This is a genomic window from Candidatus Defluviilinea gracilis (assembly GCF_057138825.1).
Window position 1 is genome coordinate 1 of record NZ_DBNHEF010000040.1, and the last position, 2,538, is coordinate 2,538.

General features: G+C 52.0%; 3 protein-coding genes and 1 pseudogene. All 4 read right to left on the reverse strand.

Features of this window, described 5'->3' with window-relative positions:
• Window positions 1-275, reverse strand: a pseudogene (locus tag AC16KF_RS05050) (hypothetical protein); the annotation flags it as partial.
• Complete coding sequence (locus AC16KF_RS05055) at window positions 262-1,491, reverse strand: hypothetical protein (protein WP_484036211.1); 1,230 nt, start codon at window positions 1,489-1,491, stop codon at window positions 262-264. The pseudogene AC16KF_RS05050 and the gene AC16KF_RS05055, both read right to left, overlap by 14 nt.
• Entirely contained in the window at window positions 1,488-1,946 is a 459-nt protein-coding gene (locus AC16KF_RS05060; RefSeq protein WP_484036212.1) for a hypothetical protein, read from the reverse strand. Before AC16KF_RS05060 ends, AC16KF_RS05055 begins: the two co-directional genes overlap by 4 nt.
• Window positions 1,943-2,538, reverse strand: a 596-nt coding sequence (locus tag AC16KF_RS05065) for a hypothetical protein (RefSeq protein ID WP_484036213.1), incomplete at its 5' end; no start/stop codon positions are given. The genes AC16KF_RS05060 and AC16KF_RS05065, both read right to left, overlap by 4 nt.

Here is a 2,538-nt window from a genome sequence, read left to right on the forward strand (position 1 = left end):
TCTTTGTCCGTTTCCTCTTCCAACGGGAACGAGCCAAATTGTAAAACAACGTTATCGAGATTCTTGTTGTCCAGCGCGGTATACCATTCAAGATTATTCTCGTAACAAACCACGCGCCGAACGCGCTCGGCAAACCAGAGCGTGCTACCGCCGCCGCCAAACTCAATCACCTCGAAGTCGGGGTGTAAGATGGATTCAAGGCGGTCAATTATTTTCGGGGCAAGCCACGGCTCGCTTTGTAACTGCGAAGGGTTGCGAGGGTCATACCAACTCATTTTGCAACGCCTCCAACATCACGGCTTCGCTTTTCGAGCCGCCTGCCGCCGTGATGCGACTATCTAAATAATTCATGTAGCCTTGATTCTCACTCAGCACCCCGCGAAAGAACGCTCTGCGCCTGTCTGCGTCCAGGTATTGATCCATTGTCTTGCGATATAACTCGAATAGATTCTTCCGCTTTGGCGAACGCTTCGCCGCTTGCAGGGCGTTGCGCTCGATATGTCCAAGCGTAGTAGCGATAGAGATGTATTGCGTTTCGATTTCCACTAGTGCCTTTTGCGCGTTATGCGCGGAGGACTCGAACTCTTGACGGGCAAAAATAAATTTCTCTCCCGTCTCAATCATCGCATCCGCGCGCTTTTGATAGCGTATATTTTCCTGCTCCGCCCCGCCGAGCATCCCAAGCGAGGCGGTCAATTCGGCGATTTTCTCCACATCCTTCATCATATCGGCTTGCGCCGTCTGCCCTGCGCCGCCCTCCATCGCGTTGATCTGCTTATGAATTGCGAGGCGCAATTCTCCGTATTGATTCATCAACTTATCAATCTCAATTTGCAGAACGGCAATACGCTCCCCGAAACGCTCATACGGAATCACTGCCGCGCCATCAAAGCCATACACTGGACAGGCGAACGAATCGCCCTCGAAATGAACGCTAATTCCCGCGCCTTTGAGACATCCGAGCCAATAGGCGACGCCCTCGCGCTGGAATTGATATTCCGTATTCGTTTTCATGCCGACGCCGTAAATTTCAACGCGCTCATATTGACCGAGGTACAAGGCGAGCGCGAGAGCCATCGAAACAGAGGAGGACAAGAAGTGATCGCCGCCGAATAAATTCTTGACGCCTTCCAATGGATATGCCTTCGACATCGGCACATCGGCTTCTTCCGCCTGCATGTAGACAACTGTGTCGAGCCTGCCCACCTTTGGCGTGTACATGCCATTCACACAAGCGGGACAACCTTTCCCGCCGCAAGCGTTACATTGGGCGGTGATGTTTTTCATCCACAGCACGTGATTTGGGTCATTGCGATTCAGCGGGTTACTCCAAATCACGCGGTCATGCAACTGGAATACCGCGTCAGCACGCCGACACCATACAGCGGCAACCGCCTCGTTGAATACCCAAATATCGCAGTCCTGCCGCGAAAAGTCAAAGGCAGTGCGAGTGGGAGTGTATGAGCCGACAATAGCAAGAGTCTTTTTCATGGCGTGATCGGGCTTTCCACGATCTTAACAACGATTTCAAAAATTAGCATCTGCGTAAAAAAGTCAACCTGCGAGCCTTGCGGGCGTCCCCAGTTATATGGGCGGACGGCAAACGGGACTCCCGCGTCCGCTGAAAAAAGCGTATCCACCGCGCCCGATAATGTCGGATCGCCTGATAATCTTTGCGAAAATTCGTATGCCACCGCGTTGATCTGCTGATATGCCTGTTTCAAATTCAAGCGCGAGAAATGAAACTCGATATTGATCTGCGGAAAAATTTCAAGCATCCCATAATTGATTTTCATTAAATTGCCAGCCGCGAGATAAGCGACCGACATCGGCAGAGGGTCAATGTTCTCGATGGGATAGGCGGGCGCGGATTTTATGTCCACGCTGGTCATTGCCAACGAGAGGGCTTGTAAAGCGTTCACTGCGTTATCAATCGCGTTGCTCACGAGAACTCCAAGAATATCGGTTTGAGAATGGTCAGCACATTATCGTCCAGCGCGTAGTTCAACGCGGCGGCGGTCTCGCCGCTATTCACCACCTGATAACCCATCTTCGCTTTCATAAACCATTGCACCGCTTGAATCTTACAGGCTTTGGCGACAATCGCGGGAGGCGAAGCGGAATATCCAGCCACGCCCACCACTTTGACGGATTTCTGTCCGCTGTAAAACGCGCCTTTTGTGCCTGCGTAATCCACTAAGCCCAGCGCGGTAAATGGTTTGCCTAAAGCCGACGCATTGTACGGGTAAGTGATGTAATCTGTCCCCTCGACCCATGTCGTGTAATCGGTGGAGGACAACCCGCCGCTTTCAGCGACCGCAACAGAGGAGATCGAAACAAATTCGTCAATGTACTGCGTCGCTCTCCCAGAGCCGTTATAGTAATAGGTCACTTCATCGGTCGTGGGATAAAAAAATCCAGCCATGCGACCAAAGGCGGCGTCAATCTGCCGTGAGGCAAAGGTTACCAAATCCGACATCACAGGATAATCGGAGGTCGTATACGATCCCTCCGATATGTCCGCGAAGGCGTCGGTGG

Coding starts and splice junctions, on each gene's coding strand:
- AC16KF_RS05055 (WP_484036211.1), bottom strand. CDS start 1,491: ATGAAAAAGACTCTTGCTATTGTCGGCTCATACACTCCCACTCGCACT.